The sequence below is a fragment of the Actinomycetospora chlora genome, from assembly GCF_039542135.1.
In the GTDB taxonomy this organism is placed as follows: domain Bacteria; phylum Actinomycetota; class Actinomycetes; order Mycobacteriales; family Pseudonocardiaceae; genus Actinomycetospora; species Actinomycetospora chlora.
Map to the genome: position 1 here is coordinate 13,247 of NZ_BAABHO010000021.1, position 15,534 is coordinate 28,780.

The 15,534-nt window shown below is 73.5% G+C and carries 15 protein-coding genes and 1 other RNA gene; 10 read left to right on the top strand and 6 right to left on the bottom strand.

All coding sequences use genetic code 11. The features are described 5' to 3' along the window. Positions 1 to 49: 49 nt before the first annotated feature. From rnpB to ABD994_RS14585, 4 genes are all read left to right on the top strand, one after another. Positions 50 to 450, top strand: an RNA gene (gene rnpB / locus ABD994_RS14570) — RNase P RNA component class A. 190 nt (positions 451 to 640) lie between these two features. Then, positions 641 to 2,680, top strand: a complete 2,040-nt coding sequence (locus tag ABD994_RS14575; protein WP_345415784.1) for a vWA domain-containing protein — start codon at positions 641 to 643, stop codon at positions 2,678 to 2,680. Further along, positions 2,677 to 4,002 (top strand): extracellular solute-binding protein, encoded by a 1,326-nt coding sequence (locus ABD994_RS14580; protein ID WP_345415787.1) that lies wholly within the window; start codon positions 2,677 to 2,679, stop codon positions 4,000 to 4,002. The genes ABD994_RS14575 and ABD994_RS14580 overlap by 4 nt, the downstream gene beginning before the upstream one ends. Positions 4,003 to 4,069: 67 nt before the next feature. Then, the gene (locus ABD994_RS14585) at positions 4,070 to 5,263 is read left to right on the top strand and encodes an FAD-dependent monooxygenase (protein WP_345415790.1); all 1,194 of its coding nucleotides are present in this window, start codon (positions 4,070 to 4,072) and stop codon (positions 5,261 to 5,263) included. A 22-nt stretch (positions 5,264 to 5,285) separates the two neighbouring features. Here ABD994_RS14585 and ABD994_RS14590 read toward each other — a convergent pair whose 3' ends face one another. Together ABD994_RS14590 and ABD994_RS14595 are read right to left on the bottom strand one after the other, a co-directional pair. Further along, entirely contained in the window at positions 5,286 to 5,570 is a 285-nt protein-coding gene (locus ABD994_RS14590; RefSeq protein WP_345416015.1) for an MmcQ/YjbR family DNA-binding protein, read from the bottom strand. Between the two features lie 164 nt (positions 5,571 to 5,734). Beyond that, positions 5,735 to 6,481, bottom strand: a complete 747-nt coding sequence (locus tag ABD994_RS14595; protein WP_345415793.1) for a PASTA domain-containing protein — start codon at positions 6,479 to 6,481, stop codon at positions 5,735 to 5,737. A gap of 440 nt (positions 6,482 to 6,921) precedes the next feature. Between ABD994_RS14595 and ABD994_RS14600 the strand changes: the two genes are divergently transcribed. From ABD994_RS14600 to ABD994_RS14615, 4 genes are all read left to right on the top strand, one after another. Next, complete coding sequence (locus tag ABD994_RS14600; protein WP_345415796.1) at positions 6,922 to 7,662, top strand: dienelactone hydrolase family protein; 741 nt, start codon at positions 6,922 to 6,924, stop codon at positions 7,660 to 7,662. 65 nt (positions 7,663 to 7,727) lie between these two features. Continuing rightward, positions 7,728 to 8,096 (top strand): hypothetical protein, encoded by a 369-nt coding sequence (locus ABD994_RS14605; protein ID WP_345415799.1) that lies wholly within the window; start codon positions 7,728 to 7,730, stop codon positions 8,094 to 8,096. A gap of 18 nt (positions 8,097 to 8,114) precedes the next feature. Next, positions 8,115 to 8,804 carry a DUF998 domain-containing protein gene (locus ABD994_RS14610; protein ID WP_345415802.1) on the top strand — a complete coding sequence of 230 codons (690 nt, stop codon included), beginning with the start codon at positions 8,115 to 8,117 and terminating at the stop codon, positions 8,802 to 8,804. Positions 8,805 to 8,893: 89 nt separating this feature from the next. Beyond that, positions 8,894 to 9,994: a class I SAM-dependent methyltransferase gene (locus tag ABD994_RS14615; protein WP_345415805.1), complete on the top strand. Its 1,101-nt coding sequence runs from the start codon at positions 8,894 to 8,896 to the stop codon at positions 9,992 to 9,994. Here ABD994_RS14615 and ABD994_RS14620 read toward each other — a convergent pair. Next, on the bottom strand, positions 9,991 to 11,634 hold the full coding sequence (locus ABD994_RS14620; protein WP_345415808.1) for a dihydroxyacetone kinase family protein: 1,644 nt from the start codon (positions 11,632 to 11,634) through the stop codon (positions 9,991 to 9,993). The two genes, ABD994_RS14615 and ABD994_RS14620, sit on opposite strands and share 4 nt — an antisense overlap. Positions 11,635 to 11,811: 177 nt before the next feature. On the opposite strand from ABD994_RS14620, the gene ABD994_RS14625 reads away from it, so the two are divergent. Beyond that, a complete protein-coding gene (locus ABD994_RS14625; protein WP_345416018.1) occupies positions 11,812 to 12,669 on the top strand; it encodes a polysaccharide deacetylase family protein in 858 nt (285 codons plus the stop codon). Here ABD994_RS14625 and ABD994_RS14630 read toward each other — a convergent pair whose 3' ends face one another. The 3 genes from ABD994_RS14630 to ABD994_RS14640 are packed head-to-tail and all read right to left on the bottom strand — an operon-like array spanning position 12,670 to position 14,591. Then, positions 12,670 to 13,161 (bottom strand): pyridoxamine 5'-phosphate oxidase family protein, encoded by a 492-nt coding sequence (locus ABD994_RS14630; RefSeq protein WP_345415811.1) that lies wholly within the window; start codon positions 13,159 to 13,161, stop codon positions 12,670 to 12,672. A gap of 33 nt (positions 13,162 to 13,194) precedes the next feature. Further along, on the bottom strand, positions 13,195 to 13,365 hold the full coding sequence (locus ABD994_RS14635; RefSeq protein ID WP_345415814.1) for a hypothetical protein: 171 nt from the start codon (positions 13,363 to 13,365) through the stop codon (positions 13,195 to 13,197). Then, positions 13,356 to 14,591: a Rieske 2Fe-2S domain-containing protein gene (locus ABD994_RS14640; protein ID WP_345415817.1), complete on the bottom strand. Its 1,236-nt coding sequence runs from the start codon at positions 14,589 to 14,591 to the stop codon at positions 13,356 to 13,358. Before ABD994_RS14640 ends, ABD994_RS14635 begins: the two co-directional genes overlap by 10 nt. A gap of 90 nt (positions 14,592 to 14,681) precedes the next feature. Between ABD994_RS14640 and ABD994_RS14645 the strand changes: the two genes are divergently transcribed. Then, complete coding sequence (locus ABD994_RS14645) at positions 14,682 to 15,437, top strand: GNAT family N-acetyltransferase (protein WP_345415820.1); 756 nt, start codon at positions 14,682 to 14,684, stop codon at positions 15,435 to 15,437. The last annotated feature ends 97 nt before the right edge of the window (positions 15,438 to 15,534 follow it).

Genomic DNA, 15,534 nt, shown 5'->3' on the forward strand with positions numbered 1-15,534 from the left:
TGCCGACCCGTGTCCTGGGGACACGGGTCGGTAGCATCGGCCCCGCGGACGAGTCGGCCGGGCGACCGCGGCGGGTGATCCCCGTCGAGGAAAGTCCGGACTCCACAGGGCAGGGTGGTTGCCAACAGCAACCCGGGGTGACCCGCGGGACAGTGCCACAGAAAACAGACCGCCATCGGCCTCCGGGCCGGTGGTGAGGGTGAAACGGTGGTGTAAGAGACCACCAGCGTCCTGGGTGACCAGGACGGCTCGGTAAACCCCACCCGGAGCAAGGTCAAGAAGGTCGGTCCGCGAGGACCGGCCGCGCAGGTCGTCCGAGGGCTGCCCGCCCGAGACCTGCGGGTAGACCGCTGGAGCCCGCCGGCGACGGCGGGCCGAGATGGATGGTCGCCACCCACGGGCCCGCGAGGGCCGTGGGCACAGGATCCGGCTTACAGGCCGACTCGTCCGCCCCCACCGAGTCGGCACGCGGCGTCAGGGGCTCGTCGTGGCTCGTGCCTCGTCCGGCACCGAACGCTGCAGAGACGACCCCTGATCGCACTAGTCTCTCCGAGCGACCGTTGTAACAGGCGCCACAACCTGGTCGATGGCAATCCGGCGCTGCCGAGACGGGCGGGCACGGACGGTGGCGGGGGATCGGGTGGCTGACGGGCGGGGACGGGGCGGGCACGAGAACCATCCGCGTTGGCTGGTCGGGTTCGTCCTCCTGGTGCTGTTCCTCCTCGGTGTCGGCGGCATCATCCTCGTCGCCCTCGCGCCGACCCCTCCCGAGACGTTCTGGGACTGGACGCTGCTGGTCGCGGGCGCGGTGCTCTCGACAGCCGCCACCGCGGCCTGGGCCCGCGGGGTCCTGTTGCGCGTCGTCCCACGAGTGACCGGGACGCTCCGCCGCGTCCTCGCCTGGGTGGCGCGCCGGCGCGTGCTCGTTCCGGCGGCCATCGTGGTCGCACTCGGCATCCTGCTCGGCGCTCCGGGCCTGGACCTCGCCGGACAGCTCCGGATCGCGGTCGGCGGTTGTTCAGAGCCGCAGGAGCTGCGCCTCGTCACCGCGTCCGACAACGACGTCACGGCCCGGGATCTCGCACGCCGGTACGAGGCCTACAGCGCGGGCCGGAACCACGGCTGCCCGGTGACCGAGGTCGGCGTGTTCGCGCTGGACTCGGGCACGGTGGCGGCCCACGCGACCAACCCCGAAGGGTGGTGGGACCCGGCGACCGGGCTGGTGGACCTCGGCCCGCAGCCCGACCTCTGGTTCACCTCGACGAGCGCCGAAATGGCGCCGGTCGCGCACGAGGGGTCGGCCCTCGCCGAGGCGCCCCGGACGATCGCGACGACGCCGATCGTGGTCGGACTCCCGCCGTCGTCCGCGGTGGGCACCGACCAGATCGATGCCCACCGATGGGTCGACGTGTTCCGGACCCTGGTCTTCGGCGGCGAGCTGGTCGCTCGGCCGGACCCGGAGTCCGCCGGCGCCGGAGCGCTGATGACGGCGCTGCTCTACGGGCAGCGGGCGCCCGGTGCGCTCGATCCCGGTCAGGTGGAGGGAGCGCTCGCGGGTGCGCGGGCGCAAGGCGGGTTCCCTACGGGATCGTCGTCGGCGCAACTCTGTGCCTATCGGCGATCGAGCCCCTCGATCGGCGCCGCGACCTCCGGAACCCCTGTCGCGCGAACCGCCGTCATCGCCACGGAGCAGGACATCGCCCGCCTCGACCGGGGCGACCCCCTGGGTGGCGCCTGCCCTGACTCGCTACCGGGCGGGATGCCCCGGGAGACCCGGCTGGAGGCCGCTTACCCCAGCGACACCCGCGGACTCGATTTCCAGATCGTGCGGATGTCCTGGACCGCGAGCTCCCGCCCGGGAGTGGCGACGGCGAGCAGCACCGGGGAACAGGACGCGGCCGCGAAGGACTTCGAGGACTGGCTCGGCTCCGGGGAGGGCCGGGCGGCGCTCGTGGCGGAGGGACTGCGTCCGGCAGGCGCCGCGACCCTGCCTCGGGGCGGACTGATCGACCCTCGCTACGGCGTCGACCCGACCTCCGAGTTCGACCTCGCGGGTGTGCCGGCGGACGTCCTCGCCGGCACCCTGGAGCAGTACCGGTCGGCGCGTCCTCGCGGACGGGTCCTCATCGCCATGGACACGTCCGGGTCCATGGATGCGGCGACATCCGCCGGCACCCGGCTCGACGTCGTCCGCAGCGCCGTCTCGTCCACCGTGCGGCTCGCCGGCCCTCGGGACGAGGTCGGTCTCTGGGTGTTCCCGGGCGGGAACCCCGCGGGCCACCAGGAGCTCGTCCCGCTCGACACGGCGACACCCGAGCGCCTCGACCAGCTCCGTCGGTCCCTCGCCATGGCGCGAGCCGCCGGGAACACGCCGCTCTACCGGACGATGCTCGACGGTCTCGGCGCGGTCGGGAGCGGGGATCCGAGCCTGACGTCGGGCGCCGTGGTGATCACCGATGGTGAGGACACGAACAGCGGGCTGACACCCCAGGCGGTCGCGGCGTCGTTGCCCGCGGGCGCGCGGCTGACCGTGGTCACCCTCGGAGAGACCCGGTGCAACGGTCCCGGGCTCAGTGCCCTCACCGCGACGTCCAGCAGGGTCGAGTGCCTCGACGCCGATCCGGCCAGCCTGGGTGCCGTCCTCGACAGCACTGTCGACGCCGTGTGGAGTGGTCGATGACCAACGCCGAACCGCATCGCGGGGATGGAGACCTCCCGAGGGCGGTGCCGTGGCGGTCCTACGCGCTGATCACGGGGATGGCCGTGGTGCTGGTCGCCCTGCTGATCGCCGCGGCGGTCCCGTTCGTCGCCCCCGAGGCCGGCCTCGAGCCAGGGCCCCTCGTGCTGATCACGGGCCGGGACGACAGCGTCGGGCGGCAGCGGATCGAGCTGGTCCGCGAGTGGAACGTGATCCACAAGGCCAATCCCGTCCAGATCGTCGAGCTCCCGCCGGTCGCCGACGCCCAGCGCAGCGAGATGGTCGCGCGAGCCCAGGCCGGGGGCGGGGTCGACGTGTTCAACCTGGACGTCACGTGGACGGCCGAGTTCGCCGAGGCCGGCTACCTCGCACCGATCGACGAACGCACGGTGGAGGCCGGCGACTTCCTCGGGCGCCCCCTCGACAGCTGCCGCGACGCCGACGGTCGTCTCTGGGCGCTTCCGTTCAACACGGACCTCGGCCTCCTCTACTACCGCCGGGACCTCCTGCAGCGCCTGCTCAACCGGCCCAACGCCGACCCTCCCCGCACCTGGAACGACCTGCAGTCCGACGTGGAGGAGATCCGCCGGACCGGCTACCGGGGGCCAGCCTACGTCGGCCAGTTCGACGACTACGAGGGCCTCACGGTGAACGCTCTGGAGCTCGTGCGGGGAGCCGGCGGCGAGATCGTGGATGCCGGTGGGGCGGTGACGGCCGGGTCGCATCTCGACCAGATCGAGACCGCTTTCGACCGGCTCGGTGTGCTGTCCTTCGGGCTCGAGGGGCAGACCGAGGACGAGAGCACCGAGGCCTTCCGATCCGGCGGTGCGGTCTTCATGCGGAACTGGCCGCGGGCGTTCCTGGCCCTGTCGGCCACCCGCGAGGCCGGCCAGCCCGACCGGGAGATCGGCGTGACGACCCTGCCCGACGGCTCCGGGATCCTCGGCGGACAGAACCTGGCGGTCTCCAGCCGGAGCGAGAGACCTCGGGCCGCCCGGGCGTTGGTCGACTTCCTCACCAGCGACCGCAGTGCGCAGATCCTGTTCGATCGAGGCGGCTTGCCCGCCGCGCGCAGCGTGGTCTTCGAGGACCCCGAGGTGCAGCGGCGCTACCCCTTCGCCGCGGAGCTGCGCGCGGGACTCGACGACGCGCTGCCCCGACCGTCACTCGTGCACTACGCGCGGTTCTCGGAGGCTGTTCGGCAGCCGGCGCGGGAGTACGCCAACGGCAGTCGCCGCAGCCTTCCTCCGGACTTCGTAGCCCGGGTGCAGGACGGGGCGGCAGGTCGCATCGCCTCCGACTGACTCGCGCGGTGTTCAACACCCCTACGATTTCGGCCGTGATCCGGAACGGCGAGCAGGGGGTGGCGCGGTGACCGGTCCCAGGGTCCTGGTGGTGGGCGCGAGCATCGCGGGACCGGCGGTGGCCCACTGGCTGCACCGGTGGGGAGCCGACGTCACCGTCGTGGAGCGGGCCCCGGCCCTGCGCCCCGGCGGTCAGGCCGTGGACGCCCGCGGGGTGACCCGCGAGGTCATCGAGCGCATGGGGCTGGACGCGGCGGTGCGCGCGGCCCGCACGGAGACGGCCGGCGCGCACACCGTGGACGCCGACGGCACCGTGCTGGAGACGTTCCGCGCGGACGACGACGGGGGCGACGGCTTCATCGCGGAGATCGAGATCCTCCGGGGCGACCTCGCGCAGGTGCTCCACGACGCCACGCGCGACGACGTCGCGTACGTCTTCGGCGACCGGATCGCCGAGCTCACGCAGGACGTCGACGGCGTCGACGTGACCTTCGCGGGCGGTGACCGACAGCGGTTCGACCTCGTCATCGGGGCGGACGGCCTGCACTCGGCGCTGCGGGCGACGGTGTTCGGCCCGCGGGAGGAGTTCGTCCGCCACCTCGGGCTCGTGCTGGCCTTCTACAGCGTGCCGAACGAGTTCGGGCTGGACCGCTGGCTGCTCGACTTCCAGGACAAGGCGTCCGGACGCTCCGCGCTCCTGCGGCCGATCCAGGACGCCACCCGCGCGATGGCGATGTTCTCCTTCCCCGCCGCGGAGTTCGACGTCGACCACCGCGACCTCGAGGCGCAGAAGCGCCTGCTGCGCGAGCGGACGGCCGACCTGGGCTGGTGGACCCCGCGCATCCTCGCCCACCTCGACGACGCCCCGGACTTCTACCTCGACCAGGTCGCCCAGGTCGTCATGGACCGGTGGTCGACCGGGCGGGTGGCGCTGCTCGGCGACGCCGCGTGCAGCGCGTCACCGATGTCCGGGCAGGGCACCGGGATCGCCCTGGTCGGGGCCTACCTGCTGGCCGGCGAGCTGGCCGCGGCCGGCTGGGACCCGGAGGTCGGGTTCGCCCGCTACGAGGAGCGGATGCGTCCCTTCGTCGAGGCCAACCAGGAGATCGGCCGGCTGCACGTCCAGACCCTCCAGGCGCCCGGGCCGGACGCCGGCCCGGCCCCGGACTTCGAGTCCGAGTGGTTCGCCGAGCTGATCGGGCGCGCGATCAACGGACCCGAGCTGCCCGACTACGCCGGGCTGTCGGACCACCCGGTCTGACGGGCGCCCACCTCGGGTCGTCTCACCCCGGCCCGTCGGGGTGGGCCAGGTCGTAGGCGCGGGAGAGCTTCTGCGGCACGACCATCCGCCAGGCGTCGACGACGAACTCCCGTGCCTCCGCGGGCTCCAGGGTGGCGAGGACGCACTCCACCCAGTGGAAACGTAGCTCCGACATCCGCGGCAGGCGGAAGCGCTCCGGCTCCGCCGCGACGAGCGCCGCGCGCTCCTCCTTCGGGAACGCGAAGCCCATCGTCGTCTCGGCGCGGGAGAACGCGACGTAGACGATCTGCCCGACGCGGAACCTCAGCGCGCCCCGGACCTAGACCGGGTACGAGCGCTCCAGGCTCGAGCCCAGCGGGCGGACGTCCTCGACCGTCGCCATGTCCGGAGTCTGCCCGGGTCGCCCCCGCGGCCGAACGGATCGTGCCCGGACCCGCTCCCCGAATGCGGGCGCGCGGGTCCGGGCACCGGCTAGCGGCGGACGAACCGGCAATCGCCGGACACCTTGAACGCCGCGTCGGACGAGCTGATGGTGACCGTCATCGGGCCCCCGTCGTACTCCCCGTCGTTGGCGATGATCGCCTCGAACTCGCCGCTGAGGCTGCTGAGACGCTCGTAGTAGCAGCGGGACGAGCCGGCGGCGGCACGGTAGGTGCCAGGCGGGATCTCACCGACGCCGTTGCCCACCTCCCAGGTGCCGCTGCCGAAGCCCGCCGGCTCGGACGAGGTCGTCGGCGGGCTGTAGCTCGGGCTGGTGTAGCTGGGCATCGAGTAGCTCGGGGTGTAGGCCGGCGTCACGTAGAAGTCGATCCGAGTGGCCGCGGTGATCGTCGTCCCCGGCGCGGGACTCTGGCTGACGATCGTCTTGTAGCGGCTGGCCTCACCGTCGGCCACGTACACGTTGTACGACCCGACCAACGACTTGAGCCGACTGGTCCCGGCGTCGACGGTCATGCCCGCGAGGTTCGGCATCTGAGCCGACGACGGCGTCGAGAAGGCCGGTGATGCGGACGACGGGGTCGGCGCCGGTGACGACGTCGCGGCTGTCCCCTGACCCACGACGAAGGCGATCACCGCGACGGCGGCGATCGCGAAGATCACCCAGGCGCGGCGGCGTCGGGTGGTCCTGGCCGGATCCTGGGGGGTGCTCGGGTGGGTCTCCGAGGCGTGGTCGTCGGGGGCTGGTGATCCGGCGGGTGGCTGGTCCAGAAGGCTCATGTCGGGTGCTCCGAGTGGTGGGAGTTCTTACGTGGTTCGCACCACGAGCCTCGACTGTGATCTACCCGACGTTACCGACTCTTTGAACTTGTTCACTCGAGTGGGGTAGTCCGGCGCTCCCGGAGCGCGAACCACGCGATCGCCGGACTACCCACGGTCATCTTCCACCATCGTCGGAGCTGGCAGCGTGCCGGGTGGTGAGACCGGCGTGTCGTCGACCTGCGCGCGCCCCGACACGACGTCCCGAACACCTGACCTCCGGGCGAAGCCGCCTCGGGCGCGGCCTCGCCGCGTCGGGCCCGTCGCGGCCTTCCGGGGTTCGCTCATGCGTCCGGGCTGCCCGATGACCGCCGGCCAGCAGCGGTGTCCGCCCACAGCGAGATCGCGCCCACCATCGCCGCCGGTGCTCCACGATCGGGCGTCGAGCCCGAGGAGGACCCATGGTGCGCACCGCCGTCGACGTCGAGACCCCGGACGGCACCTGCCGTGCCACGCTGCACACACCCGAGGACGCGGGCCCGTGGCCGGGCGTCCTCTACTACCCCGACGCCGGTGGGGTGCGCGAGACGTTCGCGGCGATGGCCGACCGCCTCGCCGGCGAGGGCTTCGCCGTCCTGCTCCCCGACATCTACTACCGCACGCCCTACGCGCCCTTCGACACCTCGACGCTCTTCGGCGACCCCGAGGAGTTCGCCCGTCTCGGCGCCCTGTCGCGGGCCCTGACGCCGGAGAAGGCCGGCGTCGACGCGGCGGCCTACCTGGCGGCGCTCGCCGCGCGACCCGAGGTGGCGCACCCGGCGCTCGGCACCGTCGGCTACTGCTTCGGTGGCGGGATGGCGCTGCGCGCCGCCGGGCACCACCCCGAGCAGGTCGCGGCGACGGCCACCTTCCACGGCGGGAACCTCGCCACGGCCGACGATCCGGCGAGCCCGCACCTCCTCGCCCCGCGCATCCAGGCGGCGGTGCACGTCGCGGCCGCCACCGACGACCCCGTGTTCGACGAGCAGCAGCACCGCCGGCTGCGGGAGGCGTTCGACGCGGCGGGCGTGCGGGCCACCATCGAGACCTATCCCGCCGCCCACGGCTTCGCGGTGCCCGACAACCCCACCCACGACGACGCCGCCGACCGGCGCCACCGCGAGGCGATGACGTCGCTGCTCCGCACGCATCTGCGCGGGTGACGCCGATCGCGGAGGGTCCTCTACGCTCCGCGACCGAGTCGGGCGGACGGCGCTGAGGAGGACACGTGGCGACACCGGACCAGCCGGGCGCGTCGAAGGGAGCGGACCCCGACGCGACCGCCCGCTGGCGCTACGGGTTGATCGTCGTCGTGGTCGCGATCGCCGCCATCGTGGTGATCTTCCTGATCGCCGCGATCCGCTACCCGACGGCCGCCGACGGTGTCGCGCTGGTGTCGTCGGTCGCGACCGCCATCAGCACCCTGGCCGCCGCGTACTTCGGCATCCAGGTGGGCTCCGCGGGCAAGGAGGCGGCCGAGAAGAAGAAGGACGAGGCCAAGGACGTCGCCATCGCGCTGGCCGCCGACGCGCCGCCGAACAGCGAGGTCGCCAAGACCCTCGTGCGCCGCCACGCCTTCGGTGATCCCGACACCTGATCGGGGAAGATCACCGGCGTGACTGCGACGGCGGACCCGCCCGCGATCGACGAGTTCGTCCGCTCCCACCTGCTGCTGCGCCGCTTCGTCGGCGTCGTCGGGATCCTGCTGCCGTTCGTGCTGGTGTTCTTCCACTTCGGCTGGGGCCGGCTCACCGGGACCCTCCCACCGACCACTACGCTGTGGGACTCCCTGCAGAGCTCGCTGTCGGCGTACTACTACACGGACGCCGGCACCATCTTCGTCGGCTCCCTCGTGGCGTTCGGCGTCTTCCTCGTCACCTACCGCTACGGCCGGTGGGAGAACCGCGTCAGCGACGTCGCCGGCGTCTGCGCGGTGCTGGTCGGGCTCTGCCCCACGACCCCCGACGCGCCGACGCCGGTCCAGCACGCCGTCGGGATCGTCCACCTCGTCGCGGCGATGCTGTTCTTCGCCGGCATGGCGGTGTTCTGCCTGTTCCTGTTCCCGCGCGACCCCGACCGCCCGCTCGCCCAGAACACCGTGCCGCCCAGGCGTGCGCGGTTCTTCCGCATCTGCGGCGTGGTGGTCGTCGTGTGCATCGTCTGGGCCCTCGTCGTCTTCTTCGCCCTCGACGACGCCACCCAGGAGGCGACGCGCTACCTGCTCTGGCCCGAGTCGGTCGCGGTGATCACGTTCGCCCTCGCCTGGCTGGTCAAGGGTCGGGAGCTCGTCGAGAGCGCCGTCTGACTCCGCACGGCCTACGGACTTCTCCGTATACCCGCGCCCCGCCGCGGGCCGCTGCACTGGAGCCTGCCCAGTGCGGAAGGAGCACGACGATGACCTCGACCCCGACGGCGGCCACGGCCACGATCGACCCGGCGACGTTGGAGGCGCTGGTCGGGCAGGTGATCACCGACGCCGGTGCGGCGCTCGTAGTGCCCCTGGGCCTGCTCGGCGACCGTCTGGGCCTGTTCAGCGCGATGGCGGGGCGCGACGCGACGACCGCCGCGGAGCTCGCCGCCGGGACCGGCCTGTCGGAGCGCTACCTGCGGGAATGGCTCGAGACGATGGCGGCCGCCGGGTACGTCACCTACGACGGCGACACCGACGGCTCGGCCCGGTCCGCGCGCTACCGCCTCTCGCCCGAGCAGACCGAGATCTTCACCAACCCGGAGAGCCCGGCCTACGTCGCCGGTGCCCTCCAGAACCTCACCGCCGCGACGCGCATGCTCGACCGGCTCACCGAGGCGTTCCGCACCGGCGAGGGCATCGGCTGGCACGAGCAGCACGAGGACATGTTCGTGGGCACCGAGCGGTTCTTCCGCCCGGGCTACCTCGCCAACCTCACGACGTCCTGGATCCCGGCACTGGACGGCATCGAGGAGCGCCTGCGCGCCGGCGGGTCGGTCGCCGACGTCGGGTGCGGCCTCGGCTCCTCCACCGTGATCATGGCGCAGGCCTATCCGCGGTCCCGGATGGTCGGGCTCGACTACCACCCCCAATCCGTGGAGCTGGCCCAGAGCCGGGCGGAGGCCGCCGGCGTGGCGGACCGCGTGACGTTCCGGGTCGCCCCGGCGACCGACCTGGCCGGGCAGTACGACTTGATCACCTTCTTCGACTGCCTGCACGACATGCCCGACCCCGTCGGGGCGCTGCGCGCCGCCCGGGACGCCGTGGGCGAGGGCGGCGCGGTCATGCTGGTCGAGCCCATGAGCTGGGACCGGGTGCCCGACGCGCTCAACCCGCTCGGGCGGCTGCTGCTCGGCGCGTCGATGTTCGTGTGCCTGCCCAGTGGCCTGTCGGCGGACCCCGCCGCCGGGCTCGGCAACCAGGCCGGCCCGGCGCGCACCTGCGAGATCGCCCGCGAGGCGGGCTTCGGCACCGCCCGCCTCGCGACCTCCACGGAGGTCAACCACGTCTACGAGCTGCGTCCCTAGCCGGCGTCCGCGAGGGCCCGCAGCACGACGACGACGGCCTCGGCGCCGGCGTCGCGGTGGCCGTGGGCACGCTCGCCGAGGTAGCTCGACCGGCCGCGGCGCGGGGTCATGGTCGTCGTGGCCTCGGCGCCGTCGGCCGCGGCCGACGCCGCCGACGACATCGACCCGGACGACGCCAGCTCGTCGGCCGCCGGGTAGAGCGCGTCGAGCAGGGTCCGGTCGCCGCGGCGGGCGCCGCCCAGGTCGGCGATGCCGTCCGCGGCCGCCCGCAGGGCTTCGTCTCGGGTGCCGCCCTCGTCGAGGTGCTCGGCGGCGTGCAGCAGCGCCGTCGCGAGCAGCGGGCCGGACGTCCCGCCGATCGCCCGCCGCACTGCGGCGGCCACCATCCGCAGGGTCGCGACCGGGTCGTCCAGGTCGGTCGTGTCGAGCCCCTCGCGGACGGCCGCGGCTCCACGGGTGAGTGAGGTGCCGAGGTCGCCGTCGCCGGTCGCGGAGTCCAGCTCCGTGAGCCGGCCCTCGGCGTCCTCGACGGCCGCGCACACGGCCTCGACTGTCGTGCGGAGCTGGCCCTGCCCGTCGCCGGACGCGGCCTGCTCGTCCTGCGGCACCGCCACCGTCGGGACGGGCGCGGACGCCGGCCCGGACAGAACGCCCGAGCCCGACGGCCATCCCGACGACCGGGCGGGCGCGTCGAGCAGGGCCAGCCGGTCGTCGTCGAGGGGCAGCAGCGCGACCGAGACGCCGGGCATGTCGATCGACGAGAGGAACGTCCCCGACCACGCCCGCTCGACGGTGACGTCGCGCTTGCCGAGGCCCTCGACGACCCGGCGCAGCACGATCGAGAGCTCCATCGGTGGCGTCGCCCCGGTGCCGTTGACCAGCACGGCGACCCGGTCGCCGGCGCCGATGCCGCGGTCGTCGCAGATCGTGCCCACCAGCTCGTCGACCAGCTCGTCGGCGGAGCGCAGCGACTCCCGTCGCACGCCGGGCTCCCCGTGGATCCCCAGCCCGATCTCGATCTCGTCCTCGCCCAGGGAGAAGCCGGCCTCACCACCCGGGACGGTGGCCGGCGCGAGGGCGAGGCCCATCGTCCCCAGCGCCGCCGCCGCGGCCTGCGCGGCCTCGGTGACCTGCTCCAGCGAGCTGCCCTCGGCGGCGGCCGCGCCCGCGACCTTGGTGACGAGCACGGTGCCGGCGAGCCCGCGGCGCCCGGCGGTGACGTCGTCGTCGGCGTCGAGGGCGACGTCGTCGGCGACCGTGATCATCGTGCACTCGCGGCCCTCGGCGCGGGCGAGCTGGGCGGCCAGCCCGAAGTTGAGGCGGTCGCCGGTGTAGTTCATGACGACCAGCAGCGTCGGGTCGTCGACGGCGCGGATCGCGGCCACGACGGCGTCGACGCCCGGCGAGGCGAAGACCTCCCCGCAGACGGCCCCGTCGAGGTGGCCCGGGCCGAGGTACCCGCTGAAGGCCGGTTCGTGGCCGGACCCGCCGCCCGAGAGCACGGCGACGCGACCCCGCTCGCGGTCGGCGCGCACGAGCACGCGGTGGCCCTCGACCAGGGCGGCGCCCTCGGTGGTGCGCGCGACGCCGGCCAGGGCCTCGTCGACGACGTCGGCCGGATCATTGATCAGCTTCTTCACCCGCGCGGGCTTCCCGGCGACTACCGGTCGGACACCGTTCTCGCTCCGTGCACAGCGCGACCGGGTCGGGCGGCGGCAATCACTCGATCGGAGGTAGAGGGTCGCGCGCAGGCCGCGGGGCGGGCCCTCTATGGTGAGCCGCTGTAACGCCTGTGACGGATGGGACGCGTGGTGCATATGTTCACTTCTCGGCAGCGCGTCATCCTGCGCCAGATCGTCAGCCCGCCCTACGTCTACCGGTGGGCGGGCCTGCTGACGACGATCGGCCTGGTGGTCGGCGTGACCGTCGTCGTGCTCAGCGACGTCGGCGCGCCCGCGGTCGTCGCGGCGGGAACCTCGCCGGCCGTGTCGTCCGGACCGGCGGGCGTGCCCGCCCGGACCGCCGAGGACGCCCCGGCGCGCGGGATCCCGGGCCAGGCGCGGCCGGCGATCACGTCGTCGCGGCTGTCGGTGACGTCGACGACGACCGACCGCCCGACCGTCGCCCTGACCTTCGACGACGGCCCGAGCAGCTACACCCCCGAGGTCCTCGACATCCTCGCCGAGAACCAGGCCCGCGCGACCTTCTGCATGATCGGTGAGCAGGCTGTCGCCGAGCCCGCGATGGTGCAGCGCGTCGTGGCCGCCGGGCACCGGCTCTGCGACCACACCTTCACCCACGACGCGACCGTCGGCGCGAACGACCCGTCGCTGATCAGCACGCAGCTCGGCCGCAGCCACCGCTCGCTGGCGACCGTCGTGAACCCGCCGGTGGACGTCGACTACTTCCGGGCCCCGGAGGGCAAGTGGTCGCTGCAGCTCGACCAGGTGGCGGCCCAGACCGGCATGCGCCCGCTGGGATGGTCGGTCGACACCCTCGACTGGACCCAGCCGGGCGTCGCCGCGATCGTCGCGAGCGTCCAGCGCTCGGTGCACCCCGGCGCGGTGATCCTCTTCCACGACGGCGGCGGCCCGCGCGAGCAGACGGTCGCGGCGATCCGCGAGATCATCCCGTGGCTCCACGACCAGGGGTACGAGTTCACGTTCCCGACCTGATCAGTGCTTGCGCGTGACCGTCTCGGTGCCGCCCTCGCGCCACGTCGTCACGTCGAGGTGGCCGTCCTCGAGGGCGATCGACGCCGCCCCGACGACGTCGACGCGGAAGAAGTGGTCGAAGCTCTGGCCCCGCAGGTCGAGCCCGATCTCTTCGTAGACGGACTGCGCGAAGCGCTCGTGGAGCGCCTCGTCGCGGACGTCCTCGACCCGGCCCCAGATCTTCGCGTCGCCGTCGCCGACCTGGGTGTCGACCGTCGCGGTGTGCAGCGCGAACCGCGGGTCGGCGAACAGGTCGGCGAACTTGGCCGTGTGCGGCATCCCGACGATCCACAGATCGCCCTCGAGGAACCGCGGTTCCATCGGGCTGATGCGCGGGAAGCCGTCGGGACGCAGCGTGCCGAGCATGCAGAGGTTGCCGCAGGCCCGATGTCGGCGGACGAAGACCTCGGCGATGCGGGGTGCGGCGGCGGCGAAGTCGGTCCAGAGCGGCATGGACCGGACAGTAGGACCGCCCCCCGACAGCCCTCAGTGCTCCGGCTCGTGCGAGACGACCGCCGCGGTGAGCACGACCGTGCTCATCGCTCCGCACGCGGCGCACCAGCAGAGGAACTGCCGATCGTCGCCGACCCAGTACTCCTGCACGAACCCGGCGTCGTCGAGCGTCGCGCCGCAGACCGCGCAGTGGCTCACGCCCACGTGGGCACCGGGTCGCCGAAGAGCTCGAGGACCTCGGCGCGGATGGGGGAGTAGCGCACCGAGCTCTCCCGCATCCACACCTGCCGGAACTCGACCGCCGAGCCGAACTTGTCGCGCTCCATCGGCAGGTCGATGACGTCGTGGGGGTCGCGCCGCGTGCCCAGGGGGTCGCCGCCGCCGGCGACGACGGCCATCTGCTCGGCGTAGAGCTTGCGCAGCAGGATGACCCCCAGGTCCGACTTGCCCAGGTGCTCCAGCGACCGGTCGGAGATCCGTCCCTGGGTGATCCAGGCGACGATGTCCTGGCCGTCGACGTAGTCGCGCAGCCACTCGCCGTCGGCGTCGCGCAGCGGCACCTCGTAGACGGGGACGTCGGTCTGCGCGGGCGCGCCGCCCTCGGGTCGGTAGGTCTGGTACCAGACGTGCCAGGTGTTCTCGTCGTCGATCGGGACGCGGATCTGGAACGTCGCGAGCCCGGCCGCGCCGACGCGCAGCATGTGCGGGAAGACCAGCGGGTGGCCGATCCTCCAGTCGTCGTCGTCCTCGGTGTGGCCCTCGAGCACCCGGCGCTTGAGGATGCCGTGCTCGAACACCTCGAAGGCGACCTTGACGTGTTTCTTGGTCACCACCGGCACCGGCGCCCCGCCGTCGAGCTCCTTGAGGAATGAGCCGTACCGGCCGTGCAGCCACTCGACGTGGTACGGGTCGACGGAGTTCTCCATGATCTGCACGAAGTTGCACGGCAGCTCGGCGTGCCCGATGTCGCGCCACGCGTCGTCCCAGACGAAGAGGTCGTAGCGCGGCAGCTCCGGCGCCGGCAGCGGGCCGAGGTAGGCGAAGACCAGCCCGCCCAGCTCCTGCACCGGGTACGACGTCGCCCGGATGCGGTTCCTGAACGTCGAGTCGGCGGGCTCGCCGGGCTGCTCGAGGCACGCGCCGGTCTCGTCGAACAGCCAGCCGTGATAGCCGCAGCGCAGCCCCGTCGACTCCGTGCAGCCCAGCCAGAGCGCCGCCCGCCGGTGCGGGCACTGCTCGGCGAGCAGCCCGACGGTGCCGTTGCCGTCGCGGTAGAGGACGAGGTCCTCGCCGAGCAGGCGGCGCCGGCGCGGCACCCGCGTGGCCATGTCGTGCGTGGCCACCGGCCACCAGTAGCGGCGCAGCAGCTCGCCCATCGGGGTCCCGGGACCCACGCGGGTGAGGCGCTCGTTCTTCTCCGGGCTGAGCATGGTCCCGACGCTAGGAAGCGGCCCGACCGCCGCGAAGCGTCGTGTTCGCCGGTGGGGAAACCGCTGGCCGGCGTGGGCCATCCTGACCCCGTGATCGCCGACGCCGTGACCGACTACTGGACGCTGGGGGCGACCGTCACCGACCTCGGGGACGCCGTCCTCGTGCACCGCGACGGCCTGCCCACGTCGACGTTCCTCCACCGGCTGCGCCCGGCGTCGTCCCGGGAGCTGGACGGGGTGCTCGAGGCCGCCGCCGGGGTCGCCGGCGAGGACGTCGCACGGATCGTGCTCGACCCCGACGCGCCGCCGTTCGTCGAGGCCGAGCTGCGGGTGCGCGGGTGGGCGGTCGACCACGCCGTCCAGCTGGTCCTGCCGGTCGGGGTCGACGTCCCCGGTTTGCCCGACGGGCCCGTCCGGCCGGCCGTCGAGGCCGACCGGCCCGCCCTGCGTGCGCTGTTCCGCGCCGACCACGTCGAGGAGGACGAGCGGGGCCGTCGCCCGGCCCGCAGCGAGGAGCGCACCGACGCGATCGTGGCCGAGCGCTGGTCGCTGGGGCCCGCGGTGCGGTGGTTCGTGGTGGACGAGGGCGACGGGCCGGTCGGGTTCTTCGCGAGCTGGGGCGGGGCGCGGGGCGTCGGTGTCGTCGAGGACCTCTTCGTCCGCGCCGACCGCCGCGGGCGCGGCTACGCGCGGGCCCTGATCGCGACCGCCGTCGCGGCCGCCCGGGCCGACGGGGCGGAGGAGGTCGTCATCGGCGCCGACCCCACCGACACCCCGCAGCGGCTCTACGCCCGCCTCGGCTTCCGGCCGGCCCTGGTCCTGCGGGCCGCGACGGCGCCAGCGTGATCGTGGTGGCTTTCCGCGCGTTGGACGTCAGCGTGGGCGCCAGGCTGACACGCCCCGCGTGTCGTCCCGGCGAGGATGTGGCGATCCTGGCGCGGGA

What these genes read in the sequence shown, in the direction of transcription:
- ABD994_RS14630 (WP_345415811.1), bottom strand. Translation starts at nt 13,161, where the DNA reads ATGCCGCTCTGGACCGACTTCGCCGCCGCCGCACCCCGCATCGCCGAG.
- ABD994_RS14595 (WP_345415793.1), bottom strand. Translation starts at nt 6,481, where the DNA reads ATGAGCCTTCTGGACCAGCCACCCGCCGGATCACCAGCCCCCGACGAC.
- ABD994_RS14625 (WP_345416018.1), top strand. Translation starts at nt 11,812, where the DNA reads ATGTTCACTTCTCGGCAGCGCGTCATCCTGCGCCAGATCGTCAGCCCG.
- ABD994_RS14640 (WP_345415817.1), bottom strand. Translation starts at nt 14,591, where the DNA reads ATGCTCAGCCCGGAGAAGAACGAGCGCCTCACCCGCGTGGGTCCCGGG.
- ABD994_RS14580 (WP_345415787.1), top strand. Translation starts at nt 2,677, where the DNA reads ATGACCAACGCCGAACCGCATCGCGGGGATGGAGACCTCCCGAGGGCG.
- ABD994_RS14600 (WP_345415796.1), top strand. Translation starts at nt 6,922, where the DNA reads ATGGTGCGCACCGCCGTCGACGTCGAGACCCCGGACGGCACCTGCCGT.
- ABD994_RS14615 (WP_345415805.1), top strand. Translation starts at nt 8,894, where the DNA reads ATGACCTCGACCCCGACGGCGGCCACGGCCACGATCGACCCGGCGACG.